Source organism: Mesorhizobium sp. CA13 (genome assembly GCF_020165235.1).
Taxonomy (GTDB): domain Bacteria; phylum Pseudomonadota; class Alphaproteobacteria; order Rhizobiales; family Rhizobiaceae; genus Mesorhizobium.
The window spans coordinates 433,313-458,096 of the sequence record NZ_JAIUHS010000002.1; the positions used below are offsets into that span (position 1 = coordinate 433,313).

The window sequence follows — 24,784 nt, forward strand, 5'->3', positions numbered from 1 at the left end:
CATGTGGTACATCTGGGACCTGTCCATATTGCTCAGCGCTCTTTCCCTGGTGATCATGCTGTCCCTGGTCGCGCGGCGCGTGCTGCAGGAGCGCTGGGGCAGAGCCGGGGCCGGCCAGCGGCGCCAGCTTCTGACGGCGCTGATCGCCTTCACCGAAAACCGTGACCGCGAGACCCTGAAGGCAGCGGTGCTCGCGGTGCCGGCGGGCGTGGCGATCAACGCCGGCTTCGAGTTCATTTCGATGCTGCGCGGTGAGGAGCATGACGACGTCCTTGCGGCGTTCAACGAATGCGGCCTACCGGCCCTTGTCGGCAGGCAGCTGGAAAAAGGCAATGTAGCCGATCGCATACACGCGGCCGAGATGCTGGCGGCCCTGCGTTCGGAAGGTGCGGTGGCAAGCCTGCTTTCGGCGCTCGACCACGACCGTTCGCGCGAGGTCAGGATCGCCGTCGCCATCGCGCTCTGCGATCTCGGCAGCCTGCCGCCGCTCGGCATTGCGCTGCGCAAGATCGGCGTGGCGGGTCAGCGCTCGCGGCGCCTGATCGAGCTTTTCAGGCGCTTGCCGCCGGCGCGCCTCGACGAGCTCGCGGACCGCGCCGCGCGCGCTGACGCCGTGCCCTTCATTCGGGCGGCTGCGATCGACGCGCTTGCCCGTGTCGGCGGCTTTCGCTTCGCCGATTTCTTCGCCCGCCTGGCCGGCGACGCCTCGCCCGAGGTGGCCGCCGCGGCGCTGCGCGCGCTCGGCCTCACGGGACACGCTGACGCGACGGCGATCCTGGCGACCGCGATGGCAAACGGCGACTGGGACGTGCGCAGCGCCGCCGCCGATGCAGCCGGCCGGCTCGGCCTGTCTGAACTCGCCCCGCCACTGGCCAGGTTGATGGACGATGAGGCGTGGAACGTGCGCTATGCCGCCGCCAATGCGCTGCGCTCCTTCGGCCAGCCGGGAGAGCGGCTGCTGCGCGAGATTGCCAAAAGCGAGGTCTCGCGCAGTCAGCGCACCGCCTCGCTCGTTCTTGCCGAGGGGCCAGCCTCATGATCGCCGACTGGAGCCACGAAATCGTTCTTGCCGCCACCATCCTGTCCTGGTTCATCATTGGGGCGGGGCTGGCGCAGACGACGATCTATCTGCTGCAGCTCGTCGTCGCCGGCTATGCGCTTTCCAAGCGCCCGCCGGTGGCGCGCTCGGCGCTGCTCTGGCACCGTTATAGCGACGTCGCACCGCCGATCGCGCTGCTGGTGCCTGCCTATAACGAGGCGTTGAACGTGGTAGAGAGCGTCCATTCCATGCTGGCGCTCGAATATCCCAATTTCGAGGTGATCGTCATCAATGACGGCTCGAAGGACCGGACGCTGCAGAGCCTGATCGAGGCCTTCAGGCTGGTGAAGTTCCATCGGCCCTATGAAGAGGCGCTCGCGCACAAGCCGATTCGCGGCCTCTATTCCTCGCCGATGACCGAGCGGCTGTTCGTAGTCGACAAGGAGAATGGCGGCAAGGCCGACGCCCAGAATGCCGGCATCAATGTCTGCCGGGCCCCGCTCTTCTGCGTAATAGACGGCGACTCCATCCTTGAGCCCGATGCGCTGATGCGCGCTGCCCAACCTTTCATCGACGACCCCGAGCGCACCATCGCCGTGGGTGGCACGATTCGAATCGCAAACGGCTCGAAAATCGAGGCCGGCAGGGTGCGCGAGATCCATTTGCCGCGCCGCCTGCTGCCGCTGCTCCAGGTAGTCGAATATCTGCGTGCCTTCCTCATGGCGCGGCTTGCCTGGAGCCGCATCAACACGCTGATGCTGGTGTCCGGTGCCTTCGGCATGTTCCGCCGCGCGGAAGTGGTGGCGGTGGGCGGCTTCACCAAGGGTTCGATGGGCGAGGACCTGGACCTCGTCATCAAGCTGCATCGCCATATGCGGGACGCCAGGCGCAAATACCGCATCCAGTTCATCCCCGAACCGGTGTGCTGGACGGAGGCGCCGGAATCGCTCAGCGTTCTGGCAAGGCAGCGCACGCGCTGGCAGCGCGGTGCGCTCGAATGCTTCTTCCGCCACCGCGCCATGCTTTTCAATCCGCGCTATGGCCGCGTCGGCTTCCTCGGTTTCGGCCACATATTGATCGTCGACGTGCTCGGGCCTGTGGCGGAGGTGCTGGGCTATATCCTGATCCCGGCTTTCTGGCTGCTTGGCATCCTTTCGGCGGAGTATCTTTTGGCCTTCACCTCGCTCATCTTCACCTATGGCGTCTGTGTGAGCGTATGTTCCCTCATCCTCGAAGAGGCCGAGCTCCAGCGCTTCCCACGCGCCCGGGACCTAGCCGTGCTGACCGCGGTCGCCGTGATCGAGAATTTTGGCTATCGCCAGCTCAACAATTTCTGGCGCGTGAAGGGCTGGTGGCAATTCTTGCGGGCAGACCAGAACTGGGGCGAGATGACCAGGACCGGCCTGTCGGGCGCCAAGAAATAGACGTCGCCGGACGCATCATTGCAGCGTCCGCTCAATCTCCGCGATCAGGGCGTCGAGCGCGGCTTCTGCCGCCGCTTCATGCTCCTTCTCGATCAGCAGCGCCTCCAGCGCGGACGCCCGCGCGCTGATCTCCGCAAAGCCGAATGTCCCCGCCGCCCCCGCCAGCGAGTGGGCGATGCGGGCCAGCGCATCGCCGGAAGTCCCGAGCGCGGCACTTTGCTCACGTGTGGCCTTCAGCGCCGCCAGCTGGTCGGCACATCGGGCAAGGAAGCGTTGCCGCAACGCGGCGAAAGGGTCGTTTGAGATGGGGCTGTGCTCCATTCCGGGATCGAGGGTATTCAAGCAGAAACAGGCTTGGGTTGAAACGGGCTGCTTGTCGCGCATTGTCTTTTGTGAGTGGGCGACCACGATCGGCGCTGTTAACGCAAATGCGATTCCGCCAGCCGTGCTATGGACGGCCGCTTTACGCCGCACTCGTCGGCAAGCGCACTTCTGCGCCTACATGCAGACTCACCCATGGCGAACTGTACAGTGCAAGGTCGGCTCTCCGGCGAGGTGACATGAGCACGCGCAAGGACCGCCTGAAGAAGCTGGTCAAGGTGCAGGAACAGTTGAAGGCGCTGCACGAGACGCGCCAGGACGGCCGAGGCGTTCAAACCAGCGGCGCAGGGCTTCCTTGTCGTGGCGCTCTCCGCCAAGCGCGTGGGCGCCGCCGACCCGATGATGGACATGCGACGCGAGTGCTTTCGCCGCCGCATCCCAGCGATGATTGTTGACGTCATCGAAGCTTTTTCGAATCGATTTCTCGACGAAATAGCCATATAGCATCTCACTCTCCTCCAACTCATTCGGTGGCGCGATCGAAGGCACTTGTGGCGAGCTGTCGGACGCGGCCGACACCACGCAGGGTCTGCGCGTCAGCGCATTGTCGCGTCGGCTCGCAGGTAGGTGTCAGTCTCTGTCGAGATCGTCACCTCCTCGCCCGACCTTGAGAACGCATAAAGCGAATCCTGGTAGCCCGGCATGGAAAAGGCCACGGAGTCGCCGTCAGCAAGGCCCATGACGAAGCGCAGCGGATCACCTCCGGTCTTCGGCGCGAAGGTGGCGGTGACCTCCAACAGGTCGCCGTCGACCGGGACGTAGTAGACCACCATGTCGAGCTTTCCCTCGTGCAGGCTGGCAGCTTCGATCGGGCGTCCGATGGTTGCTTCCTCGGCAAAAGCCGGTTTCGCAAGAAACATCGCGGCCAGAAGGGACGCACTCAGGGTTTTGCGGATCATCTCATATCTCCTTTTTAGATTGCATTCGACATCTATATAATGTATAGATTACGAATGCAATCTAAAAAAGGAGATGGCGATGCGCGTAAGTCGCACTCAGGCCGCGGAAAACCGCGAAACCGTGATCAATGTGGCAAGCCGCCTTTTTCGGGAGCGAGGCTTTGACGGCATTGGCCTGAAGGATCTGATGAAGGGCGCCGGGCTGACCCAGGGCGCCTTTTATAAGCAGTTCGAGTCGAAGGACGACCTGGCGGCGCAGGCATCCAGGCGCGCGATGGAAAGCGCCACCGACAAGTGGTCGGCCGCGACGGCGGCAAACCCTGGGAGACCGCTCGACGGGGTGATTTCATTCTACCTCAGTATGGATCATCGCGCGGAAAAGATGGACGGCTGCCCGGTCGTCGCGCTCGGCTCGGATGCGGCCAGGCAAGGCGCCGAGGTGAAGGCCTCATTCGAGGCCGGCATCAAGGAGTATCTCAAGATGCTCGGCGGTTGGGTTGGCGAGGACGACGGCGAAAAGGCCGGCGACAAGGCAATGGCCGTTCTCTCGACAATGGTCGGCGCGGTACTGCTCTCGCGGGTGGTCAACGACCCCGACCTCGCGCAGGCTTTTCTGGATGCTGCGGCCGATCAGGTTCGCGAGACAGTCGCCATCTGATGATGCTCCGGCTTTACCGCGTGATCCTCGAAGCGCGCCGGGAGCCGACGGTCATTCCACCGACACGGCGGCGGTGAACGTGTAGCCGACGCCGTAAACGACCTTGATCGGTGCCTGCAGCTTGGAATGATGCTCGATCTTGCGGCGCGGCCGGCTGACCACCGCGTCCAGATCGCGGTCATCGAAATGGACTTTGGGGCGGGCGAGCGTTTCCACCAGATCTTCGCGCCGGCACACCTCGCCCTTGCGATTGCACAACACATTGAGGAAAGCGAACCCGGTGGCCGTCAGCTTTAGCGAATGCTGGTTGGGCGCGGTCGGCAGCCAATTGGAGCCATTGAGTACCCAGCGGTCTTCGTTTCCGTCCGCGGCGTCCGGCGTGTCGCCCGCCCGCCGCAGCAGGCTACGGGCGGCCGCTTCTATCTCGCGCAAGGTGCTGTGCTTGACCAGGTAGATGTCGGCGCCGTTGTCGAAGCCGCGAATGCGGTCATCGCTGCCGCCCAGCGTCGTCAGCATGATGATGCCGCATTGGCTGTTTCGGCGAATCTCGGCAGCCAGATCGAAGCCATTGCCTTCGGGCAGTCCGACATCGACGAGCTGGGAGATGCGGCGCAGGACGATCGAATAGACACGCCGGGGCGCTCGCTCGCCGCTCGGACCGAACCGCCGCGCGCGACCGCGAGGAAGTACGGATATCGTCCCAGTCGATCATCGAGACGTTCGCGCGGTCACGTGAAGCCTCCGGTGCAATTTCGCACCACCCTAGTGCATATCTTCCGACTGCATGGCGCGCCTCGGCACGCCTACCTCTTGGCGTGAGGCAGCGGCGATGCGTCCGCCCACGAAGGAGAAGCGCGATGAGCTATTCAATCATAAGATGTGGGGCTGTTGGCCAGGCATTGCCCGTATATTCGGCCGCCAGGAAATGGCGGTGTCCATGGCAAGCACCCGGGCTCGGCGTCTTTCGGCACTAGCATCGGAACGCCTGCGTGCGCTCGCGCGGCTTATCTAGCTGAGCGGCATCAGCTGACCTCCGGGCCATCTGTCCGGTCGTCCGGCCACCTGTAATCGGAGATCAAGGGCATGAACATCGAACTCAAGGGCCGCAAGGCCATCGTCACGGGATCGACCGCCGGCATCGGCCGCGCGATCGCCGAAGGGCTCGCGCGCGCAGGCTCCGCCGTCGTCCTCAATGGACGTACGGAAGAGCGGGTCGCCGCGACGCTCCGGGAACTGCGCGCGCTGCTGCCTGACGCCGACCTCACCGGCATTGCCGCCGATCTCGCGACGGCCGAGGGCTCGGCGGCGCTCGCGGCGCAGGCGCCGGACGCCGACATCCTCGTCAACAATGTTGGCACTGCGCGTCCCAATGGCTTCTTCGAGCAGGACGACGCCGCATGGCTCGACCTCTTCCAGCTCAACGTGATGAGCGGCGTGCGCGCCGCGCGCCACTATATGCCGGGTATGGTCGAGCGCGGGTGGGGACGGGTCGTCTTCATCAGCAGCGAGTCCGCGCTCGCCATCCCCAAGGAGATGATCGACTACGGCATGACCAAGACCGCGTTGCTGGCCGTGTCGCGCGGCCTGGCCGAACTTGTCGGTGCCACCGGCGTCACGGTCAACGCTGTCCTGCCGGGGCCGACCGACTCCGAGATTCTCGGCGGCTGGATGAAGGCCACCGCGAAGGAGCAGGGCATCACGCAAACGGACGCCGAGCATAATTTCCTGAAATCGCTGCGTCCGACCACGCTCATCAACCGGTTCGCGACAACCGAGGAAGTCGCGAACATGGTCGTCTACACCTGCTCCGAGCAGGCCTCGGCGACCACCGGCGCCGCGCTGCGCGTCGACGGTGGTGTGCTCCGCTCGATCGGATGAGCCGCGCTCCCACCGCCGCGGTGGCATGAGGGTCGCCGCGGCTGAGCCGGCCCTCAAATCGGCGCCGGCTCGGGTGACTCATATTGGCAGCAATTGTCGGATCGTTGGAGCCGCCTGGGGTGCGCCGATCGACCGGGCCGAGGTCAAGATCGACGAGGGGCCGTGGATCGCCAAGAAACACCTATTGGGAGAGCAACGGACAGGTGACCGCCGCATTCAGGTCAGTTGACGGCTCGGCGCGTCGAGCCGAGCAGCCTGGAAAGCTGTGTTTACTGATGCCAGGAGCCGCCCTCTGCTCTCGGCCCTACGCGGCCGTGCAGCAATTCGCCACTGTCCGGAATTATGGTTGAGAAGAGCGCCCGTCCGCCGGTTGCGGGAATTGCCCTTCGTTGTTCATGCTTACTTCCGTGACCAGCTTGCGGCGAAGCGCCGTGCTGTAGTCGTTTGGCCCTTTCGGCGTCATGACGAAGGCCTGGGAACCACCAATGACCGATTTGGCAAAATAGGATGCCAGCGAATTGTCGGGATCGTCGTCTTCGGTGGGAATGGCGATCGCGTTGATCGTATATCCCTTGGCAATGGCGTTCAGCCTGCTCGGCTGAACAGGAAGTCCGTCGTTGTTCTCACCATTGGAAGAGATATCGATGACTTTCTTGGCGGCATTTCCAGGAAACTGGTCCAGCAGAAGACTGCCAATGTCGATAGCCGAGGAAACCGATGTTCCGGCTCGCCCTCGACGGATGACGCCGGTATCCCCTTTCCTGCTGATCTCCGCCGCCGCCGCTCTTGCATCTTCCAGTCCGCAAATGCTTGTCCACGGCAGTATGGTGCGTGCGTGTCCGGGGCTCGACCATTCAAAGTAGGCCACGCCGATGCAGCCGACGTAATTCCGGCCGATGGCGGCGATGATCTCGGGCGACGTGAGTGCTGCGGCATGTCCCTCGCGTTGCAGATCGGCGATCTTTGGATCAATCGATGACGAGAAGTCGACCGCGAACACGGTGGCAACGTCGACATTCGCCGCATGCGCCGGGAAATTCCAGAACGCAGGAGCTGCAAGTATCCCCGCCAGTCTCAGGAGTGAATTGCCTCGCTTTGCCAGCCCCCTTCCCGATGGCTTTGTGGGCGAAAAAAGATTGGCCCCGCCTATCGACCGCACCCGCCCGCGAAAGGAGACCGCTCCAGAAGAGGGACCGGCGTCCTGATACATATCTGTAAACATGCCATTCTCCATCTCGACAACCGATCGTTGTCAAAGCCGCCCATTTTCAACATGTGGAAATTTGACGAGGGACCTTGGACCTAACGCCGAACAGCAGCAGATCGGCCTTGGTCCACAAAAGATAACAGCCGAGTAACGTCAGCGGCATGATGAGTGCCGCGAAGGACTCGCCCGACCAGACCACCGGCAAAGCCTGGCCGAGGACGACGGTTGTCGCCACCACTGCCGGCAACCTGCTGGCGAGCACCGCACTGCGGAACGGATCGGGCCAAGCGGTCGGCCACACCGGAACCTGCCTGCCCGGCCTGTGAAAGGCGCTGCCGAACTTGCCGAGCGCATGCAGCAGGCCAGAGGTCGCCGCAAGCAGCGGGTCGCCGAGCAGCAACAGCGCGATGCCGAGCCCGATTGCGCCTAATCCCGAGAGGAAGTCGCCCAGACGATTGAGGGTGGGATCGGGAACATCCGGCTTTGCCCAAGCTCGGTGGTAGGCTTCGCCGCCGCAGAAAAAGACGAGGGTAGCCAAGGTGAGCGCAACAGTGCCATGGCTGCCCGCGAAATAGTCCATCACCGCCGCGATGACAGCGCTTTCCTCATGCGGGCCGACTGGCGCGGCCGCAATTTGGGTTGCAAGACCTACGACGAGGCCAAGCGCGTTGCCACTGTTGTAATAGCCGCCGGGTCCCTTCATGCGGGCACCAAGGGCTGATCTCAAATGTGTGAGCGGAGGAAGGACTGTCCATGCGTTCATCACAGCGCCTCCGTGGCCTGTCCGGCGGCGATCGACACGGCGACGTTCGCATCAGCGGCAGTGGTCATCGCATTCCTCCACCGGACCTGAACTGTTGACGCGCCGTTCGCCTGCCCCGCTTGCCGGCACCGTTGCAAAGGCAGGGGCAATGTCGAAGAGTTGGTTCGAAGCGGTCCGCAAGGACTCGCGTGCCTGCGGCGTTTGGTTCGATCGTGCTACGGAAAGGATCGCACCGAGAATGATCGCTGCTCCCAAGGCGCCCGGCCACGAACTCCGCTCGCCCAGAAAGATCGCCGCGCCCAGCGCCCCGAAAACGCTTTCGGCACTGACGATCACGGCGGCGTGGCTGGCCGGCGTGAAGCGGAGGGCAACCGTCTGTATGCCGAAGGCTATCGCGGTGGAGAAGACGCCGAGTATCGCCAATTCCGGGCCGGCTGCGAATGCGGCGGCCAGCGACAGGTTGCCATGCATTGCCCCGAGCGGCAGGGCGAAGACTGCGGCGCCGAGGAATTGTGCCGCGGCGGCGGTGAACGGCCGCGCATGGGCCTGCATGTGCCGGCCGAGCTCGACCGCCCAGAGCGCATAACAGGCAGCCGAGAGGACGGCGGTGAGATCGCCGCTGCTGAGGCCGCCGATCCCATCCGACAAAAGCAGGGCTCCGACCAGGGTCAGCCCGGCAGCGATCGTGAGGCCCGCCGTCGGACGCTCGCCGACCAGCAACCAGGCGGCCAATGGTGTCATCACGGTTGCCGTGCTTACCAGGAAGCTTGCATTCGTGACCGAGGCTCCCAGATAGCAAAGCTGCTGAAGCGTGATGGAGATGGCGAACAGCGCGCCCACCCTGGCCAGGCTCGGAAAATAGCCCGCCCCGATCGCCACTCGCCTTTCGGTCAAGACAAAGGGCAGCACCAGCAGCCCGCCGATCAGACAACGCAGACTTACCGCGCTCATGGCGTCGAGATGGACCAGCACCGTCTTTTGCGAGACGTTGCCGAAGCCCCACAATGCGGCTGCAAAGAGCAGCAGCAAATCGGCTCTTGTTCTGGACACGCGCCCCTCTTGAACCAAGCATTGCGTTGACTTGGCGGCCTAATTTAGCGAAGTCTAAATGACCTGCCGTCACGGGGGCGCTTGAAGCGCGGTGACGGACGATTGCGGAACGTTAGATTTGCGTTAGAATTTCGTCAGGCTGAGGCAGCAGATGCAAAGTGACGACGGCGGCGCTGCAAATACAATCTCACTCTTCGGCGGCTTCCGTATTGAAACAACTGGCCCGCTTCGACTGGCTGGGAAACGCGGCCCGGCAATCGTTGCTTATCTGACCCGATGTCCGGGCATGGCAGCAACGCGGGAGAAACTGGCTGACCTGCTATGGGGCGACAGCGATGGCGAACATTCGCGCAACAGTCTTCGCCAAACCCTCAGCATCCTGCGCCGCGATCTCTCGGGTGTCGATCTTATCCATTCCACCGGAGAGTTGATCCACCTCAGGCCAGAGACGTTTCGGGTCGATGTGGAGGAGTTCGAGACGGGTCTATCGGCCCGCTCCGCGCAGGAACTCGAAAAGGCTCTGGCGAACTACACTGGCCCGTTCCTCGACGGTTTCCATGTGGGAAGCAATGGCTTCGACGACTGGGTCGCGTCGGAACGCGACAGGTTGCTCGGTCGTGCGCTTGAATCGTTCGAGAAACTGGCTCGCCTCGTCGACGCTGAAGCGGGCCTCGTCCTGGCCGATCGCGTCCTGGCTATGGATCCGACGCGGGAAGAATCCTATCGGCTCAAGATGGAATTGCTCCTTGCTTGCGGGCAACGCGACAAGGCGCTCAGGACATACGAGGCTTGTAGAAACATGCTGAAGAAGGAGTTCGGCGTCGAAGCCGGCCCTGAGACGCGGGCACTATGGCAGTCCCTGCTGCTCACTTCCGACACGGCGTCACACGCACCGTCGGCAAGTGGTGTTGCGGCCAGCCATCGCCTCGGACGCCCCTCCATTGGCGTTGCCGACTTCACCAATCTGACCGGAAAACAAGGCGACAATTTTTTCTCCAAGGGACTGGTCCAGGACATCACGACAGCCCTTTCCGAGGTGGCCGACTATGTCGTGCTCTCCGCGGTTCCCCCGGCAGATAAGGTCGGCCTGCGCCAAGAAGGTAAAGCGCCGGGAGCGCTGCGGGCACAATATGTGCTCAGCGGCAGCATCCAGAGATCCGGCAATGGGCTAAGGGTGAACATCCAGCTTGTCGATGCCGTCGGCGGTCATCATGTCTGGGCCCAGAAGTTCGACGGCCACTCCGAGAATGCGCTCGAATTCCAGGACAGGATCGCGCAGTCCGTCGTTCTGGCGGTGATCCTCGAACTTCAACTGACCAACTGGAAGGTCCGCGACAAGAGTCCGCCTGGTCCCCCTGAAGTGCGCAGGTTGGTGAACGAGGCGCTCATGAAATATTTTGAGATGACCCAGGACTCGCTGCTGGTCGGAATGGAACTTGCGACGAAGGCGCTCTCGATAGGGCCCGACAACGCCCGTGCGAAGCGGACGCTCTCGATCCTAATTTCCATGGGCATCGCGTTTGGCGCGCTGCCCCGCGAGCAGGGCAATATTGAGTATACGCTGGCGCTCGCCGAGGCCGCGGTGCGGGCGGTGCCGGACGATGAAATTGCCCGGTGCATCTTGTCATTCGCTCTCGAAAGTTGCGGTCGTATCGACGAGGCGATCGTCGAATGCCGGCACGCCATCAGCCTCAACCCAAATTATCCGAGCGGCCACGGCGATATTGCGATGCTCTTCGCGCTCCGCGGACAGGTCAGCGAAGCCGTGCGCGAGGCGAACGAGGCGATCCGGTTGGGAACCCATGACGTCATCGACTACTGGCGTCACCACGGGCTCGTCATGGCGTTGTTTGCCGGCGGAGACGATCAACGGGCGCTCGAGGTCGCGCGCAAGGTGGTCAGGACAAAGCCGGGCTTCGTTCGTGGCGCGCTTTATTGGGCCGCAGCCGCGGCCGCGACCGGCAATCGCGATGAAGCGTCGCGGGCCATCCATCATTGCCTGTCACAACTTCCGCATCTCAATCTGGGCAATGTCTGCCCTGGCTTTGTGCCGCGCTATGTGAAGGATCATCACCATTCCCGGTTCCTTGAAATGCTGTCGAGGGCCGGTCTTCCCCCGTCCTGAAGCGCGTCACGTTCGGCGAGAGGCCTTCTGCTGGTCGTTCTCCCAAAACCGGAAGCCAGTTTATCCGACATGCGTTGTTGAAAATCTGGCTACGCGGCTGGATGCAGAGAACCCTGACCTTGCGCCCTCCCCCGCAAGCCTGCCACAAGCTTGTTGAGGCATGGTCTGGCCAAGGAAAACCGATAAAAGGCGGACTTTCTTGGCGATCTCTCCACCCAGCGACATCGTGATGGATGTTGTCCGAGCAGCCGAGCCGGCGGATCTCGCGGCCGCGCGCGCCGCGCTGACCAGGCATGCGGGCGGCGTTGCCGGCGGCTTTTCGGTCGATGCCGCTTCGGCCGGGACGATGCTGTCGCGCGCCAACGCCGACCAGGCCGTGGCGGCCGATCCATCCAAGAAGTTCAAGAAATTCGAAGCCATGGTGCTCCAGACCTTCATCCAGAACATGTTGCCCAAGGATACCGAGGGCGTGTACGGCACGGGCCTGGCCGGCGACATGTGGAAATCGCAGCTCGCCGAGCGCGTCGCCGACGTCATGGCCGAGCGCGGCGGCATCGGCATCGCCAAATCGCTGCTCGCCGACCATTATCTCGAAGGCAAGCGCAAGGTGCCGATCGGCCCGGTCTCCGGCGGGCCTGAAAAGACCGAGATCGACCGGCAGAGCCGTCTGTCCACCTCGCTCGTCCAGGAGCTGCAGCGCAAGGCCGCCAGGTCCATGACCGGCGATGAAACGATCACAAAGACAGACATCAAGATCTAGACTGGGAAACGCCATGGCCGACTTTTCGGAATTCACCGCCAACCTGCCGGCGCGCACGGCCACATCGGAAGCCCCGGTCGCACTCGCGCGGCCCGGAAATCTTGCCGCCATCATCGGCCGCATCGAGGAAGTCGTCGAGCAGGAGACGGCCGGGCTGCGCAGCGACACGGGCTACGACCTCAAGGCATCGAACGCGCGCAAGAGCCGCTATCTCTATGAACTGACCCGTGCCATGCGCGGCGGCAGCGAAGCCGAGTTCCTCGAACAGCACCGCGAAGGCCTTGTCCGGCTTCGCCAGAAGCTGGCGAAGAACGAGGCGGCGATCCTGGCGCATCTGAGCGCCGTCAACGAGGTCGCTGGCCTGTTGCGCACCGCCATCCAGCGCGCCGAAACCGACGGCACCTATTCCGCCGGCGAGTTCGGCCGGGCGCGCGGTTAGCGCGCGGTGCTCGCCGGCTCGGTTGCCTGAATGGTCAAGGTCATCGCCATCGCGGTCTGGATCTGCGTCGCCACGCTCGGCGCGGTGTTCTATTCGTTCCAGGCCGCCGGCGAACGCGGCGTCGGCGAAAAGCCGAAGCCGATGCTGGGCGGGCTGGACTACGTCAAGACCGAGGTCATCTCGGTGCCGCTGATCCGCAACGCCAGGATCGACGGTTATTTCCTGACCAAGTTGGTCTACACGGTCGAACCCGAGCAGATCAAGAAACTGTCGATCCCGGCCGAGGCGCTGATCACCGACCAGGTCTATTCCTATCTCTATTCCAATCCGCAGATCGACTTCACCAAGAAGGAGACGCTCGACCTCGACGCCTTCCGCGCCGCGATCCGCGATACCGTCAACACACGCGTCGGCGCCACACTGGTGCATGAAGTTCTGGTCGATCAGGTCAATTTCCTGAGCAAGGATGAGATACGCGACAACTGGCTGCGCCGCCGGCAGGAAGCCGGCCCCACGGCGTCCGAGATGACCAAGGCGTTCAAGTCGCATTGAGCTATCGGCATGCCACGGCCAGGCACGGTGATCCGGTCCCTCGCCCGGCGCGGCGATCGGAATCAGGCCCTGCAATTCGCGTTGACGTAAACGTCAATCCAAAGCTATATGCGGCAGCGACCGTGGCCGCGAAGATGCATGGGCGTCGGGCGGATCGGTGTGCCGTGGCGCGACAGATGCAACCAGATAAGCAGATGCAACCGAACAGGAGAACAGCGTGAGCGTTCAGGAGATTGCCGACAAGATCAGGTCGCGCGTGGCCAGCAGCGGGTTCGATCGTTCCGTGAAGTTCGATACCGGCGGCGACGGCGTCATCGTCATCGACGGCGCCGATGTCTCGACCACCGACGGCCCCGCCGACTGCACCATCAAGCTCTCGCTCGACGATCTGGACTCGCTGATATCGGGCGATCTCAACCCGACCATGGCGTTCATGACCGGCAAGATAAAGGTCGAAGGCGACATGTCTGTTGCCATGGCGCTGAGCCAGTTGATCGGCTGAGATAGAAGATCGCCGAGACTGTTCTCGGAACGAAAACGCCGCCGTTTCGGGCGGCGTTTTCGTTCGGGCTCCGCGCCTCAGGCCGCCAGCGTCGGCGCCTTCAGCTTGCGCCCCGCGGCCTTCAGCGTGCCGTGGGCGCCGGCGAGCGCGCCTTCCACCAACTCCAGCGCGAGCAGCCGATGCCGCTCATACGGGCCCGGCATGGCCAGCGAACCGGTCTTCGCGGCCGAGAAGCCGAAGCGGCCGTAATAGGGCGCATCGCCGACCAGCAGGATCGCGGCGTGGCCGAGACGCGCGGCTTCGGCGACCGCATGGCGCATCAGCGCGGAGCCGATGCCGGCACTCTTGAGCGAAGGGGCGACCGCCAGAGGCCCAAGCAACAGTGCTGCCGGACCGCCCTCGCCCAGCGTGACGTCCCAGAGCCGCACCGTGCCCAACACGGCGCCCGAGGCGTCGCGCGCGACGAAAGCCAGGCCTTCCGAGGGCCGCCGGCCCCGCCGCAGCTTCTCCGACGACTTCGTCCTGCGCTTCGGCCCCATGGCGGCGTCGAGCAACGCCTCGCGCGCCACGATGTCACCAGGCGTTTCGGCAACGACGGCGAAAGCACGGGCACTCTCCTCCCCCGAGGGGGAGATGTCGCGCGCAGCGCCTTCGGCAACGAAATTCGCAATGTCCATTTCCGCGATCCCTTCACGAGCGGAGACTGTTCCACAGGCGAGCCCGGATGGGCGACAGACGCCCACCTGGGATGATCCGACGGTTCTTTCGAACCGTCAGATCACGTAGGATCGGAGAGGCTCGAAGCCGTTGAAGGCGACCGCCGAATAGGTGGTCGTGTAGGCGCCGGTGCCTTCGATCAGCACCTCGTCGCCGATGGTCAGCGACAGAGGCAGCGGATAGGGCGTCTTCTCATACATCACGTCCGCCGAATCGCAGGTCGGGCCGGCGAGCACGCAAGGCGCGGTCTCTGAGCCGTCATGCGCGGTCACGATCGGGTAGCGGATCGCCTCGTCCATGGTCTCGGCCAGGCCGCCGAATTTGCCGATGTCGAGGAACACCCAGCGCACATTGTCGTTGTCGGCCTTTTTCGAGATCAGCACGACTTCCGACTTGATGACGCCGGCATTGCCGACCATGCCGCGGCCCGGCTCGATGATGGTCTCGGGAATGGCGTTGCCGAAATGCTTGCGCAGCGCCGAGAAGATGGCCTGGCCGTAAGCCTGGGCCGCCGGCACGTCGCGCAAGTAGCGCGTCGGAAAGCCGCCGCCCATATTGACCATCTTCAGGACGATGCCTTCCTCGGCGAGCGTCGAAAACACGGTCTTGGCGTCGGCCAGCGCGCGGTCCCAGGCCGTCAGGTCGGTCTGCTGCGAGCCGACATGGAACGACACGCCATAAGCGTCGAGCCCGAGCGCCCTGGCATGGCGCAGCACGTCGACGGCCATCGCCGGCACGCAGCCGAACTTGCGCGACAGCGGCCATTCGGCGCCCTCGCCATCGGTCAGCACGCGGCAGAACACGCGGGCGCCTGGAGCGGCGCGGGCGATCTTCTCGACCTCCTCGACGCAGTCGACGGCGAACAGCTTGATGCCGAGCTGGTAGGCGCGCGCGATGTCGCGCTCCTTCTTGATGGTGTTGCCGAAGGAGATGCGGTCCGCCGGCGCACCGGCATCCATCGCCATCTCGACTTCGGCAACGGAAGCGGTGTCGAAGGACGAGCCCATCGCAGCAAGGAGGCGCAGGATTTCCGGCGCCGGGTTTGCTTTCACCGCATAGTAGATCCTGGAATCGGGCAGCGCCTTCTCGAAGGCGCGGAAATTGTCGCGCACGACATCGAGGTCGACGACGAGGCAAGGACCGGTCGGACGTCGGGTGGCGAGGAAGTCGAGGATGCGCTGCGTGGCCATCGGGTTTCTCCATCACGCCTTTCGGCGCGCACAAGGGTGCGGACGCGGGCTGTCGGCCTCGCGAACACGCGGTGGACAAAGGCGGGACGGAAATCCATGGAACCAGCCGGTGGAGACCCCGGAACCATGAAACGCCGTCTCGCGGCGATGAACCTCGGCCTTGCCCGGCTTCGGTTCGCTTTGTCTGCCTTGGCTTGGATTGGGAGAACCCCGTTCCGCACTGCCGGCAATGATGGTGTGCCTCTTCAGTAACCCCGGTCTTTGGACAACCGGCAGAGAACCAGAAAGGCCCGCACCGTCGTTGCTTCAAGGTGTCCTCGGTCTGGCGGTTGGCCGCTAAACCGACTGGAGGGGTTGGCTCCAGTTACCTTACCGATTTCCCTCACCATTCAGAGGATCGGCGGACACCCACAGGCACGTGCGACTTTGGGCAAGCGCGATATAGGGGCAGAGAGATTCACAATCAATAAAAATCGTATCGCAGGTTGTAAAAATTCCGGCATCGAACAATGTTGGTTTCACCGTATCCGGATATCGAACGATGACAGGCACGCACCGCCCTTTCGACGCCCTTCTGCACCCCCGCAAGATACCGGTGGTCCGGCCTGTCGCTGGCCCTTCCGGCGGCGACATTGCCCTGATACGGCTCGGCCGAAATCTCGACGCCGCACGAAAGGCCTGATTCATGGACACACTGACTCGCATGCGCGCCTTCATCGACGTGGTCGAGGCCGAGGGCTTTTCGGCGGCGGCGCGCAAGATCGGCCGCTCCAAGGCGCTGCTGTCGAAATATGTGCGCGAGCTGGAGGACGAGCTCGGCGCGCTGCTGCTCAACCGCACCACCCGCCAATTCTCGATGACCGAGGCCGGCCATACCTATTATCGCCGCGCCTCCGAGATCGTGCGTGAGGTCGACAGCCTTGCCGATGCCGTGCGCGAATCCTCCGGCGACGTGCGCGGCAGGATCAAGCTGTCCGCGCCGCGCACCTTCGCCGACGCGCCGATCGGCCAGTCGCTGATCGACTTCGCCAAGCAATATCCCGACATCGTGCTCGACATCCAGCTGGACGACCGCTTCGTCGACCTCGTCGAGGAAGGCTTTGACCTCGCGGTGCGCATCTCGCGCCTGGAGAACTCGTCGCTGATCGCCAGGCGTCTGGCGCCGTTCTCGACGCGGCTGTGCGCCTCTCCCGAACTCATCGCAAAGCATGGCATGCCGGTGCGGGCGCAGGATCTCGGCCGCATGCCCTGCATCGTCGACACCAATGGCCGCGGCTTGAACAACTGGCAATTCAAGGGAGACGGCGAGGATACGGTAAGCGTCTCGGTCTCCGGCCCGATCGAAGTCAACAGCCCGATGGCGGCGCGGGCTGCTGCCCTGTCGGGGTTGGGATTTGCCATCCTGCCGGATTTCATCGCCGTGCCGGATATTGCGAGCGGCCGGCTGGTAACGGTGCTGGATGACCGCACCCTGTCGGGTGCCGGCATTTTCGCCGTCTATCCGCACCGGCGCTATTTGCCCGCCAAGGTGCGTGTCTTCGTCGATTTCCTGGTCCAGTGGTTCAGGACGCGCGAAACCGCATGACCGGCTTCAATTGCGGCGCGGTCCCATTTTTGCCCCCTTTCTGGTAACTGTCGACTTCTCTCCGAAGCCAGGGAATCGCGACCGCGAATGCATCTGAAACGGCACGCAATCATGCTGGCTTCGGCCTTGGCGGCGACATTGGCCGCCGTTGGACCGGCCGAGGTGCATCCCCACGTTTTCGCTGAGGCCCGCCTCGACGTGATCCTCTCCCCGGATCACCAAAGCGTGAAAGCGCTGCGCCATCTCTGGCGCTTCGACGATCTGTTTTCCAGTACTGTCATGATGGAGTTCGACAAGAATTCCGACCTGAAGCTTGACGACAAGGAACTGAAGGAGGTCGCCGAAACGGTCCACGCCTCGCTGGCCGAGTTCAACTATTTCCAGCTCGTCACCCAGGACGGCAAGGACGTGCCGATGACGCCGCCGCCGCATCTGATGGCCAATTTCGACAACGACCAGTTGATCATCCTGTTCGAGTCCGAACCGAAGGCGCCGATCAAGCTCGCCGGCAAGATCGATATCGGCGTCTACGATCCGACCTTCTACACGGCGATCGATTTCACCGAGGACGCCAACATTACGGTCGAGGGCCTGCCGCCGAACTGCACCGACAAGGTGGTCCGCCCCGACCCGGATGAGGCCATCAAGGAAAACCAGAAGACCCTGACGGACGCCTTCTTCAACGACCCGACGGGCACCGACATGAGCAAGATCTTCGCCACCAAGCTCGAACTGACCTGTCAGCCAGAAGGATGAATGCAGTGAAACCCTCCCTGCGTTTGGCGTTCGGCCTGTTGGCCCTCACCTTTGCCGCAATGCATTTCGCCGGCACGGCGCATGCGCAGAGTTCGCTCGGCATCGGCGTCAATGATGGCATGGCGCCGACCACCGGCCCGTTCGCCCACATCCTGATGTGGATCAATCTGCGGCAGCAGGAATTCTACCGCGCGCTGGCCACGGCGATGAAGGCGATGCGCCAGGACAATTCCAAGCTCTGGGTGCTCATCGGCCTGTCCTTCGCCTACGGCATTTTCCACGCCGCCGGCCCCGGCCACGGCAAGGCGGTGATCTCGTCCTATATGGTCGCCAACGAAGTGGCGCTGCGGCGTGGCATTCTGTTGTCCTTCGTCTCGGCGCTGCTGCAGGGCCTGACCGCGGTCGCGGTCATGGCGGTCGCCTATTTCGTCCTGCGCGGCACCGCCGTCTCTATGACCGACGCGGCCTGGTTCATGGAGATCATGAGCTTCGTCTTCGTCACTTTGTTCGGCGCCTGGCTGCTGTGGCGCAAGCTCGGCCCTTCCATCCTGCGCCTGTTCGGCAGAGGTCCCGCCTACAGCCTGTCGGCGGCTCACGCCGGCCACTCACACGCTGGTCATTCGCATGGCGGCCATTCTCACGCCGGCCATTCGCATGCCTCACACAGCCACGCTGCGCATGCCCATTCGCATGCGCACCTGCATGACGATCATGACCATGCCCATGACCATTCGCATGATCATCACGACCACGGCGCGCATGACCACGACCATCGCGCGCACGCCCATGCGCATCACGATCACGCCCATCATGACCATTCAGTGGGCGAGGTCTGCGAAACCTGCGGTCATTCGCATGCGCCCGATCCGGCGCTGCTGTCGGGCGACCGCTTCGACTGGCGCACCGCCTGGACGGCGGTGGCCGCGGTCGGTATCCGCCCCTGCTCTGGCGCGCTGATCGTGCTCAGCTTCGCCCTGCTCAACGGCCTGTGGCTCGGCGGCCTGCTGTCGGTGCTGGCGATGTCGATAGGCACCGCCATCACCGTCTCTGCGCTGGCGACGATCGCGGTGACCGCCAAGAACTGGGCGGTGTATTTCGCCGGCGACGGCCGCATGGGCAACCGCATCCATTCGATCGTCGAGATCGGCGGCGCCGCCTTCGTGTTCCTGTTCGGACTGCTGTTGCTGTCGGCGAGCCTGACGGGCGGCGTCTGACCCGCAAATGGCGCCCGAGGATGAGGGAAATCGCAGCGCCTTCCGGTGACAGGGATCAGCCGTGGCAGCCCGGCATCGCCTGGATATCAATCCACCTTGCCGCCGAGTTCATCCTCGATATGCGCGCGGATGATTTCGTCAAAATTCTTCTCGGCGCTGAAGCCGAGTTCCCTTGACCGCCGCGCCTCGAACCGCGTCGGCCAGCCCTTGACGATCGCCCAGATCGTCTCGTCCGGCTCCTCGCGGATCAGGCTCACCGCCTTCGGCCCGGCGATACGTTCCAGCGCCTCGATCTGCTCGCCGACGGTGACCGCGACGCCTGGCATCGCCAGGTTGCGGCGCGGCCCGACGGCGGCGCTGTCGATTCCGGCCGCATGGATCAGGAAATTCACCGCCGAGCGTGGGCTGGCGTGGGTATGGACGACGGTGCGAGGCACCGGCAGGATCGCCTCCTGACCGCTCAGCGGCTCGCGGATGATGCCGGAGAAAAAGCCGGAGGCCGCCTTGTTCGGCTTGCCCGGCCGCACGCAGATGGTCGGCAGCCGGATGCCGATGCCGTCGAAGAAGCCGCGCCTGGAATAGTCGGCCAGCAGCGCCTCGCTCATCTGCTTCTGCGTGCCGTAGGAGGTCAGCGGCGTCGTGTGGAATTCATCGGGAATGACGTCCGGGAACGGCGCGCCGAACACCGCGATCGACGAGGTGAACACGACACGCGGCGCAAACCCCGCCAGCCGGATGGCATCGAACAAGGCGCGCGTGCCGTCGAGATTGACGCGGTAGCCGAGATCGAAATTGGCTTCCGCCTCGCCCGACACGATGCCGGCGAGATGGAACACGACGTCGGGCCGCGAGGCGACCAGCCTCTCGGCGGCGCCCGCCTCGGCGAGATCGCCGGTATGGCTGTGGATGCTGACGCCATCGATGGCCGGCGCCTGTGGCGGTACGATGTCGTGCAGATCGAGCGCGGTGATCTTCTGGCCGCGCAGCCTGCCGTCCTTCGCCAGCCGTGCAATGAGCTTTCGGCCGACCATGCCGGCGGCGCCCGTGATCAGAATGCGCATGTCCGATATCCCTTATTTGCCCTGATTTTTGCGCTGGCTGCGCGCGCGCAGCCAGAACACCAAGAAAAAAGCCAGCACGAACGCAGTGCCGAAGATGCCGGCGAGCGCGGTCGACAGGTCGCCGAGGGCCAGCATGATGTTTGGGAGGAAATAGACGGCGATGCCGAACAGCAGCATGATCGACAGCGCCGCGATGGCGGCGTTCCTGGTATCGCGATCCATTATGCTGTCCCGGCGTGGCCAGGGGTCGTCGAGCTCGGATTCAAGGCGCTTGGGTTCCCCGCGTCAGTGATGGTGGCCATGATGCAAAGCCGCGTCATGCCCCTGGTGGTGATCATGGTCATGGTCATGATCGTGCTCGTCGCCGTCGTCGGCGCACTGGCCGAATTCCGGTTCCACCGTGGCATGGCTGATGCCATGCTCCGACGCAAGCCGCTTCTTGATCGCGCTGACCGCCTTGTGCGCGTCCACGCCCTCGTCGAGGCAGGCATGCAGCGTCGCCATGCTGCTGGTGCCGTCGATCGACCAGATGTGCATGTGGTGCACTTCGCGCACCCCCTGGACCCTCGTCGCGATGTCGCTTGCGATCAGATCGCGGTCGAGGCTTGGCGGCACGCCTTCGAGCAGGACATGGGCGGCGGCACGCATCAGCGACCATGCCGTGGACAGGATCAGCAGCGAGACCAGCACCGACAGGATCGGATCGATCGGGGTCCAGCCGGTCGCCAGAATGACGATCGCCGCCACGATCGCCGCGGCCGAGCCGAGCAGGTCGCCGAGCACATGCAGTATGGCGCCGCGCATGTTGAGGCTTTCGCGGTTGCCGCCATGCAGCACCAGGAAAGAGCCGATGTTTACCAGCAGGCCGAGGATCGCCACCACCAGCATCGGCCCGCCCAGCACCGGCGCCGGCGTCTGCAGGCGCTCCCACGCCTCGTAGACGATCCACAGCGCGATGACGAAGATGGCGATGCCGTTGGTGTAAGCCACCAGCGTCTTGACCCGCCCGAAGCCATAGGTCAGGCGGACGGTCGCCGGCCGGTCCGCAAGATGAAACGCATACCAGGCAAGGCCGAGCGCAATGGCGTCGGCAAGCATGTGGCCGGCATCGGCCAACAGCGCCAGAGAGCCGGTGAAGAGGCCGCCAAGCGCCTCGGCCACCATGAAGCCCGCCGTCAGGCAGGCAGCGATCAGAACGCGCTTCTTGTCGGTCGAGCCATGCACATGGCCCGCGCCATGACTATGCCCGCTGTGGTCGTGCCCGCTGTGATCGTGCCCGCTGTGATCGTGGCTGTGCGCCAATGATAAAACTCCTAGGCGCCAACTTCCGCGCGACAATCCTCGAGCCGTCGTTTCTGCTGGCCGGCACCGTCGAAATTGGCCGGATCGAGCCACGCCTCGTAGGCTTTGCGCAAGGCCGGCCATTCCTTGTCGATGATCGAATACCATGCGGTGTCGCGGTTTTCACCCTTGACGATCAGGTGCTGGCGGAAAACGCCCTCGAACTTGAAGCCGAACCGTTCCGCCGCGCGCTTCGACGGCTCGTTGCGGTTGTTGCATTTCCATTCGTAGCGGCGATAGCCGAGCTCGTCGAAAATGTATTTCATGAACAGGAACTGCGCTTCCGTCGCCGCCGGCTTGCGCGAGATGAGCGGCCCCCAATAGATGTTGCCGATCTCGATGACGCCATAGGCCGGATCGATGCGCATCAAGGTCTGGCGTCCGGCGATTTTGCCACTCGCCTTGTCGATGACGGCGAAGAACAGCGGATCCCCGCTCGCCTCCGCCTTGTCGAGCCAGGGCTGGAAGGCGGCGCGGGTTTCCGGCGGATAGTCGGGCAGCCAGGCGAAGCGGCCATCGACGTCGGCCACGGAAGACGCTCCATAGAGGCCATCGCCGTGCTTGGCTGCGCTCAGCGGTTCAAGCCTGACATAGCGGCCCTCCAGCACCCTGCGCTCCGGGCGCGGACGCGGCTGCCAGTCTTTGAGATTTTCCGACACCGAAAGCTCCAATCCGTTTGACTTTTGCGGGCCGAAGCTCACAAAAACGCAACCGCATAGCAAGAACCACACGGACGGGAAAAATGCTCCACACGATTTCGGCCTTCGATCGCCTCGGCGAGGAAAACGCCTTCGCCGTGCTCGCGAGGGCCACGGCACTCGCCCAACAAGGCCGTGACATCGTCAATCTCGGCATCGGCCAGCCCGACTTCAAGACGCCGCAGCACATTGTCGAGGCGGCGATCAAGGCGCTGCGCGACGGCCACCACGGCTACACGCCGGCGAACGGTCTGTTGGCGACGCGCGAGGCGGTGGTGCGCCGCACGCTGACCACGACCGGGGTCGAGGTATCGCCCGAGGCGGTGATGATCCTGCCCGGCGGCAAGCCGACCATGTTCGCCGCCATCCTCATGTTCGGCGAACCCGGCGCCGAGATCCTCTATCCTGATCCCGGTTTTCCCATCTACCGCTCGATGATCGAGTTCACCGGTGCTGCACCCATTCCCGTGCCGATGCGCGAGGAGAACGGCTTTGCCTTCTCGGCCGATGAGACGCTGGCGCTGATCACCTCGAAGACGAGGCTCCTGATCCTCAACTCGCCGGCCAATCCGACCGGCGGGGTCACGCCGCGCGCCGAGATCGAGAAGCTGGTCAAGGGACTGGAGGCGCATCCCCAGGTCGCCATCCTCTCCGACGAGATCTACGACGTGATGACCTATGACGGCGAAAAACACTGCTCGCTGCTCGGCTTCCCCGAAATCCGCGACCGGCTGATCGTGCTCAACGGCTGGTCCAAGACCTGGGCGATGACCGGTTGGCGCATGGGCTGGTCGATCTGGCCGAACGGCGACAAGGGCGCCCATCTCTACGACAAGGTGCGCAAGCTGGCGGTCAATTGCTGGTCCTGCGTCAACGCGCCGAGCCAGTTCGCCGGTATCGCGGCCATCGACGGCCCGCAGGACGACGTCGACACGATGATGCGCGCCTTCGACCGCCGCAGGAAGGTCGTGGTCGAGGGACTGAACGCCCTGCCAAACATTTCCTGCATCACGCCCAAGGGCGCCTTCTATGCCTTCCCCAACGTGTCGAAGACCGGCTGGAAGGCGAAGCAACTGGCCTCGGCCCTGCTCGACGGCGCCGGCGTCGCGTTGATCGGCGGCCCCGATTTCGGCATTCTCGGCGAGGGCTATGTCAGGCTCTCCTACGCCAATTCCGAGGAGAACATTTTACGCGCGCTGGACAGGATCGGAGCGTTCCTGGCCAAGTGAGGCTCAGCCCGGACCTTGGCCGGTTCAGATAGCTTGCCGTGATCGAACGCAGCTCCTCGCTGTCATGAGCCGTCGGGATGCGCGTGGCCGGAGGCTGGGCGAGCATGTCGGGAACGGCTACTGTCGCACCCTTGCAACCAGGATCGAAGAAGGGGTCGCGCCAGATGTTTTACGCCATCCTCGCCTACCATGCGGAAGCAGCGATCGCGGAGCTGACGCCTGAGCAGGACGCGGCACTGATGGCCGACCTGCTCGAGGTCAACGACCGGCTTTACCGGCAGGGCATGCTTGGCCCCTCGGCGCGGCTTGGAGCGACCCAGTCGGCCTGCACCTTGCGCGGACCGGGCGACGGCACCGTCATCGATGGCCCCTTCGCCGAGACCAAGGAACAGCTTCTCGGCCTCTACGTCGTCGATTGCGCCAAGCGCGATGACGCGATCGCCATCGCGCGCGATCTGCGCCGCGTCAACCCGACCGCCGTCTACGAGATTCGCCCGATCGCGCTCTATCTGCCCGGCGTGGCGCTGGCGGGGGCCTAATCAGCCTCTGCCCACGAATGGCATCTTGGTCGCCATCACGGTCATGAACAGCACATTGGCCTCGAGCGGCAGGCTGGCCATGTGGACGACGGCGTCGGCCACGTGCTGGACGTCCATCACCGCTTCGGCGGCAATGGAGCCGTTGGCCTGCGGCACGCCGACCGTCATCGGTTGGGCCATGTCGGTCAGCGCATTGCCGATGTCGATCTGGCCGCAGGCGATGTCGTAGGGGCGGCCGTCGAGCGCCAGCGTCTTGGTCAGCCCGGTGATGGCATGCTTGGTCGCGGTATAGGGCACCGATCCCGGGCGCGGCGCGTAGGCCGAGATGGAGCCGTTGTTGATGATGCGGCCGCCCATCGGTTTCTGCTTGCGCATGGCGCGGAAGGCCGCGCGGGCGCACAGGAACGAACCGGTAAGGTTTACGCCCACAACATCGTTCCACACCTCGACCGGTATTTCGTCGATCGGCGTCGACTTGTAGCCCATGCCGGCATTGTTGAAGAGCAGGTCGACGCGGCCGAACGCCTCCGCCACCGTCTCGAACAAATCATCGACCTCGGCGGGCTTGCTGATGTCGCAGGCGACAGCCAGTGCCTTGGCATCCGTCTGCCCGGCCGCGGCGATCGCCGCGTCCAGCAGCGCCTTCCGGCGTCCGCAGAACACGGTATTCCAGCCGGCTTTGAGCAGCGCGGTGGCGACGCTCTTGCCGATGCCCGTGCCGGCGCCGGTGACGATGGCGGTTTTTTCGGTCATGGCAGATATCCTCCGGCTGCGCCG

29 protein-coding genes are annotated in these 24,784 nt (G+C 64.1%); 15 read left to right on the plus strand and 14 right to left on the minus strand.

Annotated features, from left to right (window positions below):
- The first annotated feature begins 1 nt into the window (after nt 1).
- A complete protein-coding gene (locus tag LB566_RS07685) occupies nt 2-1,039 on the plus strand; it encodes a HEAT repeat domain-containing protein (protein ID WP_224623933.1) in 1,038 nt (345 codons plus the stop codon).
- Nucleotides 1,036-2,463, plus strand: coding sequence for a glycosyltransferase family 2 protein (locus LB566_RS07690; RefSeq protein WP_181172386.1), 1,428 nt, complete (start codon nt 1,036-1,038; stop codon nt 2,461-2,463). Before LB566_RS07685 ends, LB566_RS07690 begins: the two co-directional genes overlap by 4 nt.
- A 15-nt stretch (nt 2,464-2,478) precedes the next feature.
- Here the strand turns inward: LB566_RS07690 and LB566_RS07695 are convergent, their stop codons facing one another.
- From LB566_RS07695 to LB566_RS07705, 3 genes are all read right to left on the minus strand, one after another.
- Nucleotides 2,479-2,847, minus strand: a complete 369-nt coding sequence (locus LB566_RS07695) for an Hpt domain-containing protein (RefSeq protein ID WP_224623934.1) — start codon at nt 2,845-2,847, stop codon at nt 2,479-2,481.
- A gap of 210 nt (nt 2,848-3,057) precedes the next feature.
- A complete protein-coding gene (locus tag LB566_RS07700) occupies nt 3,058-3,291 on the minus strand; it encodes a hypothetical protein (RefSeq protein WP_224624133.1) in 234 nt (77 codons plus the stop codon).
- An 89-nt stretch (nt 3,292-3,380) separates the two neighbouring features.
- On the minus strand, nt 3,381-3,743 hold the full coding sequence (locus tag LB566_RS07705; RefSeq protein WP_224623935.1) for a hypothetical protein: 363 nt from the start codon (nt 3,741-3,743) through the stop codon (nt 3,381-3,383).
- 79 nt (nt 3,744-3,822) lie between these two features.
- On the opposite strand from LB566_RS07705, the gene LB566_RS07710 reads away from it, so the two are divergent.
- Nucleotides 3,823-4,401 carry a TetR/AcrR family transcriptional regulator gene (locus LB566_RS07710; protein WP_224624124.1) on the plus strand — a complete coding sequence of 193 codons (579 nt, stop codon included), beginning with the start codon at nt 3,823-3,825 and terminating at the stop codon, nt 4,399-4,401.
- A 51-nt stretch (nt 4,402-4,452) separates the two neighbouring features.
- Here the strand turns inward: LB566_RS07710 and LB566_RS07715 are convergent, their stop codons facing one another.
- A complete protein-coding gene (locus tag LB566_RS07715; protein ID WP_318012832.1) occupies nt 4,453-5,022 on the minus strand; it encodes a response regulator transcription factor in 570 nt (189 codons plus the stop codon).
- Between LB566_RS07715 and LB566_RS07720 the strand changes: the two genes are divergently transcribed.
- Both LB566_RS07720 and LB566_RS07725 read left to right on the plus strand, forming a co-directional pair.
- Complete coding sequence (locus LB566_RS07720) at nt 4,930-5,220, plus strand: hypothetical protein (RefSeq protein ID WP_224623936.1); 291 nt, start codon at nt 4,930-4,932, stop codon at nt 5,218-5,220. The genes LB566_RS07715 and LB566_RS07720 overlap by 93 nt on opposite strands.
- Nucleotides 5,221-5,484: 264 nt before the next feature.
- Nucleotides 5,485-6,279 (plus strand): SDR family NAD(P)-dependent oxidoreductase, encoded by a 795-nt coding sequence (locus LB566_RS07725; protein WP_140549638.1) that lies wholly within the window; start codon nt 5,485-5,487, stop codon nt 6,277-6,279.
- 340 nt (nt 6,280-6,619) lie between these two features.
- Here the strand turns inward: LB566_RS07725 and LB566_RS07730 are convergent, their stop codons facing one another.
- From LB566_RS07730 to LB566_RS07740, 3 genes are all read right to left on the minus strand, one after another.
- The gene (locus tag LB566_RS07730) at nt 6,620-7,501 is read right to left on the minus strand and encodes a DUF1194 domain-containing protein (protein ID WP_224623937.1); all 882 of its coding nucleotides are present in this window, start codon (nt 7,499-7,501) and stop codon (nt 6,620-6,622) included.
- Between the two features lie 46 nt (nt 7,502-7,547).
- On the minus strand, nt 7,548-8,189 hold the full coding sequence (locus tag LB566_RS07735) for a hypothetical protein (RefSeq protein ID WP_224623938.1): 642 nt from the start codon (nt 8,187-8,189) through the stop codon (nt 7,548-7,550).
- A 111-nt stretch (nt 8,190-8,300) separates the two neighbouring features.
- Entirely contained in the window at nt 8,301-9,299 is a 999-nt protein-coding gene (locus tag LB566_RS07740; RefSeq protein ID WP_224623939.1) for a DMT family transporter, read from the minus strand.
- Nucleotides 9,300-9,450: 151 nt separating this feature from the next.
- On the opposite strand from LB566_RS07740, the gene LB566_RS07745 reads away from it, so the two are divergent.
- From LB566_RS07745 to LB566_RS07765, 5 genes are all read left to right on the plus strand, one after another.
- Complete coding sequence (locus LB566_RS07745) at nt 9,451-11,424, plus strand: BTAD domain-containing putative transcriptional regulator (protein ID WP_224623940.1); 1,974 nt, start codon at nt 9,451-9,453, stop codon at nt 11,422-11,424.
- Between the two features lie 160 nt (nt 11,425-11,584).
- The gene (locus tag LB566_RS07750; RefSeq protein ID WP_224623941.1) at nt 11,585-12,184 is read left to right on the plus strand and encodes a rod-binding protein; all 600 of its coding nucleotides are present in this window, start codon (nt 11,585-11,587) and stop codon (nt 12,182-12,184) included.
- A 13-nt stretch (nt 12,185-12,197) separates the two neighbouring features.
- Nucleotides 12,198-12,623 (plus strand): hypothetical protein, encoded by a 426-nt coding sequence (locus LB566_RS07755; RefSeq protein WP_140496250.1) that lies wholly within the window; start codon nt 12,198-12,200, stop codon nt 12,621-12,623.
- A 30-nt stretch (nt 12,624-12,653) separates the two neighbouring features.
- Nucleotides 12,654-13,175 (plus strand): hypothetical protein, encoded by a 522-nt coding sequence (locus LB566_RS07760; protein WP_224623942.1) that lies wholly within the window; start codon nt 12,654-12,656, stop codon nt 13,173-13,175.
- Nucleotides 13,176-13,392: 217 nt separating this feature from the next.
- Nucleotides 13,393-13,677, plus strand: a complete 285-nt coding sequence (locus LB566_RS07765) for an SCP2 sterol-binding domain-containing protein (protein ID WP_140522358.1) — start codon at nt 13,393-13,395, stop codon at nt 13,675-13,677.
- A gap of 77 nt (nt 13,678-13,754) precedes the next feature.
- Here LB566_RS07765 and LB566_RS07770 read toward each other — a convergent pair whose 3' ends face one another.
- Both LB566_RS07770 and odc2 read right to left on the minus strand, forming a co-directional pair.
- Nucleotides 13,755-14,354, minus strand: coding sequence for a GNAT family N-acetyltransferase (locus LB566_RS07770; protein ID WP_224623943.1), 600 nt, complete (start codon nt 14,352-14,354; stop codon nt 13,755-13,757).
- Nucleotides 14,355-14,450: 96 nt separating this feature from the next.
- Nucleotides 14,451-15,584, minus strand: coding sequence for an ornithine/lysine decarboxylase (odc2, locus tag LB566_RS07775; protein WP_140549630.1), 1,134 nt, complete (start codon nt 15,582-15,584; stop codon nt 14,451-14,453).
- 685 nt (nt 15,585-16,269) lie between these two features.
- Here odc2 and LB566_RS07780 point away from each other — a divergent pair.
- The 3 genes from LB566_RS07780 to LB566_RS07790 all read left to right on the plus strand — a co-directional run bounded on the left by LB566_RS07780 (nt 16,270) and on the right by LB566_RS07790 (nt 19,139).
- Nucleotides 16,270-17,169, plus strand: a complete 900-nt coding sequence (locus LB566_RS07780) for a LysR family transcriptional regulator (protein ID WP_140496254.1) — start codon at nt 16,270-16,272, stop codon at nt 17,167-17,169.
- 87 nt (nt 17,170-17,256) lie between these two features.
- On the plus strand, nt 17,257-17,925 hold the full coding sequence (locus LB566_RS07785) for a DUF1007 family protein (protein ID WP_140549629.1): 669 nt from the start codon (nt 17,257-17,259) through the stop codon (nt 17,923-17,925).
- On the plus strand, nt 17,922-19,139 hold the full coding sequence (locus LB566_RS07790) for a nickel/cobalt transporter (RefSeq protein ID WP_224623944.1): 1,218 nt from the start codon (nt 17,922-17,924) through the stop codon (nt 19,137-19,139). The genes LB566_RS07785 and LB566_RS07790 overlap by 4 nt, the downstream gene beginning before the upstream one ends.
- Before the next feature lie 86 nt (nt 19,140-19,225).
- Here the strand turns inward: LB566_RS07790 and denD are convergent, their stop codons facing one another.
- Genes denD through LB566_RS07810 form a run of 4 tightly spaced genes read right to left on the minus strand, consistent with a single transcriptional unit; the run spans nt 19,226 to nt 22,200 of the window.
- Nucleotides 19,226-20,200: a D-erythronate dehydrogenase gene (denD, locus tag LB566_RS07795; protein ID WP_224623945.1), complete on the minus strand. Its 975-nt coding sequence runs from the start codon at nt 20,198-20,200 to the stop codon at nt 19,226-19,228.
- A gap of 12 nt (nt 20,201-20,212) precedes the next feature.
- Nucleotides 20,213-20,425: a SoxR reducing system RseC family protein gene (locus LB566_RS07800; RefSeq protein ID WP_140549626.1), complete on the minus strand. Its 213-nt coding sequence runs from the start codon at nt 20,423-20,425 to the stop codon at nt 20,213-20,215.
- A gap of 60 nt (nt 20,426-20,485) precedes the next feature.
- Nucleotides 20,486-21,502, minus strand: a complete 1,017-nt coding sequence (locus tag LB566_RS07805; protein WP_224623946.1) for a cation diffusion facilitator family transporter — start codon at nt 21,500-21,502, stop codon at nt 20,486-20,488.
- Nucleotides 21,503-21,513: 11 nt separating this feature from the next.
- On the minus strand, nt 21,514-22,200 hold the full coding sequence (locus LB566_RS07810; RefSeq protein ID WP_224623947.1) for a GNAT family N-acetyltransferase: 687 nt from the start codon (nt 22,198-22,200) through the stop codon (nt 21,514-21,516).
- An 83-nt stretch (nt 22,201-22,283) separates the two neighbouring features.
- Here LB566_RS07810 and LB566_RS07815 point away from each other — a divergent pair, with 83 nt between their 5' ends.
- Together LB566_RS07815 and LB566_RS07820 are read left to right on the plus strand one after the other, a co-directional pair.
- Nucleotides 22,284-23,468: a pyridoxal phosphate-dependent aminotransferase gene (locus LB566_RS07815; RefSeq protein ID WP_224623948.1), complete on the plus strand. Its 1,185-nt coding sequence runs from the start codon at nt 22,284-22,286 to the stop codon at nt 23,466-23,468.
- Between the two features lie 164 nt (nt 23,469-23,632).
- Nucleotides 23,633-24,007 (plus strand): YciI family protein, encoded by a 375-nt coding sequence (locus LB566_RS07820; protein WP_224623949.1) that lies wholly within the window; start codon nt 23,633-23,635, stop codon nt 24,005-24,007.
- On the opposite strand, the gene LB566_RS07825 is transcribed toward LB566_RS07820, so the two are convergent.
- Nucleotides 24,008-24,760, minus strand: coding sequence for an SDR family oxidoreductase (locus LB566_RS07825; protein ID WP_224623950.1), 753 nt, complete (start codon nt 24,758-24,760; stop codon nt 24,008-24,010). It lies immediately after the preceding gene.
- Nucleotides 24,761-24,784 lie beyond the last annotated feature (24 nt).

What these genes read in the sequence shown, in the direction of transcription:
- LB566_RS07685 (WP_224623933.1), top strand. Translation starts at nt 2, where the DNA reads ATGTGGTACATCTGGGACCTGTCCATATTGCTCAGCGCTCTTTCCCTG.
- LB566_RS07690 (WP_181172386.1), top strand. Translation starts at nt 1,036, where the DNA reads ATGATCGCCGACTGGAGCCACGAAATCGTTCTTGCCGCCACCATCCTG.
- LB566_RS07695 (WP_224623934.1), bottom strand. Translation starts at nt 2,847, where the DNA reads ATGCGCGACAAGCAGCCCGTTTCAACCCAAGCCTGTTTCTGCTTGAAT.
- LB566_RS07700 (WP_224624133.1), bottom strand. Translation starts at nt 3,291, where the DNA reads ATGCTATATGGCTATTTCGTCGAGAAATCGATTCGAAAAAGCTTCGAT.
- LB566_RS07705 (WP_224623935.1), bottom strand. Translation starts at nt 3,743, where the DNA reads ATGATCCGCAAAACCCTGAGTGCGTCCCTTCTGGCCGCGATGTTTCTT.
- LB566_RS07710 (WP_224624124.1), top strand. Translation starts at nt 3,823, where the DNA reads ATGCGCGTAAGTCGCACTCAGGCCGCGGAAAACCGCGAAACCGTGATC.
- LB566_RS07725 (WP_140549638.1), top strand. Translation starts at nt 5,485, where the DNA reads ATGAACATCGAACTCAAGGGCCGCAAGGCCATCGTCACGGGATCGACC.
- LB566_RS07730 (WP_224623937.1), bottom strand. Translation starts at nt 7,501, where the DNA reads ATGTTTACAGATATGTATCAGGACGCCGGTCCCTCTTCTGGAGCGGTC.
- LB566_RS07735 (WP_224623938.1), bottom strand. Translation starts at nt 8,189, where the DNA reads ATGAAGGGACCCGGCGGCTATTACAACAGTGGCAACGCGCTTGGCCTC.
- LB566_RS07745 (WP_224623940.1), top strand. Translation starts at nt 9,451, where the DNA reads ATGCAAAGTGACGACGGCGGCGCTGCAAATACAATCTCACTCTTCGGC.
- LB566_RS07750 (WP_224623941.1), top strand. Translation starts at nt 11,585, where the DNA reads ATGGTCTGGCCAAGGAAAACCGATAAAAGGCGGACTTTCTTGGCGATC.
- LB566_RS07755 (WP_140496250.1), top strand. Translation starts at nt 12,198, where the DNA reads ATGGCCGACTTTTCGGAATTCACCGCCAACCTGCCGGCGCGCACGGCC.
- LB566_RS07760 (WP_224623942.1), top strand. Translation starts at nt 12,654, where the DNA reads ATGGTCAAGGTCATCGCCATCGCGGTCTGGATCTGCGTCGCCACGCTC.
- LB566_RS07770 (WP_224623943.1), bottom strand. Translation starts at nt 14,354, where the DNA reads ATGGACATTGCGAATTTCGTTGCCGAAGGCGCTGCGCGCGACATCTCC.
- odc2 (WP_140549630.1), bottom strand. Translation starts at nt 15,584, where the DNA reads ATGGCCACGCAGCGCATCCTCGACTTCCTCGCCACCCGACGTCCGACC.
- LB566_RS07780 (WP_140496254.1), top strand. Translation starts at nt 16,270, where the DNA reads ATGGACACACTGACTCGCATGCGCGCCTTCATCGACGTGGTCGAGGCC.
- LB566_RS07785 (WP_140549629.1), top strand. Translation starts at nt 17,257, where the DNA reads ATGCATCTGAAACGGCACGCAATCATGCTGGCTTCGGCCTTGGCGGCG.
- LB566_RS07790 (WP_224623944.1), top strand. Translation starts at nt 17,922, where the DNA reads ATGAATGCAGTGAAACCCTCCCTGCGTTTGGCGTTCGGCCTGTTGGCC.
- denD (WP_224623945.1), bottom strand. Translation starts at nt 20,200, where the DNA reads ATGCGCATTCTGATCACGGGCGCCGCCGGCATGGTCGGCCGAAAGCTC.
- LB566_RS07815 (WP_224623948.1), top strand. Translation starts at nt 22,284, where the DNA reads ATGCTCCACACGATTTCGGCCTTCGATCGCCTCGGCGAGGAAAACGCC.
- LB566_RS07820 (WP_224623949.1), top strand. Translation starts at nt 23,633, where the DNA reads ATGTTTTACGCCATCCTCGCCTACCATGCGGAAGCAGCGATCGCGGAG.
- LB566_RS07825 (WP_224623950.1), bottom strand. Translation starts at nt 24,760, where the DNA reads ATGACCGAAAAAACCGCCATCGTCACCGGCGCCGGCACGGGCATCGGC.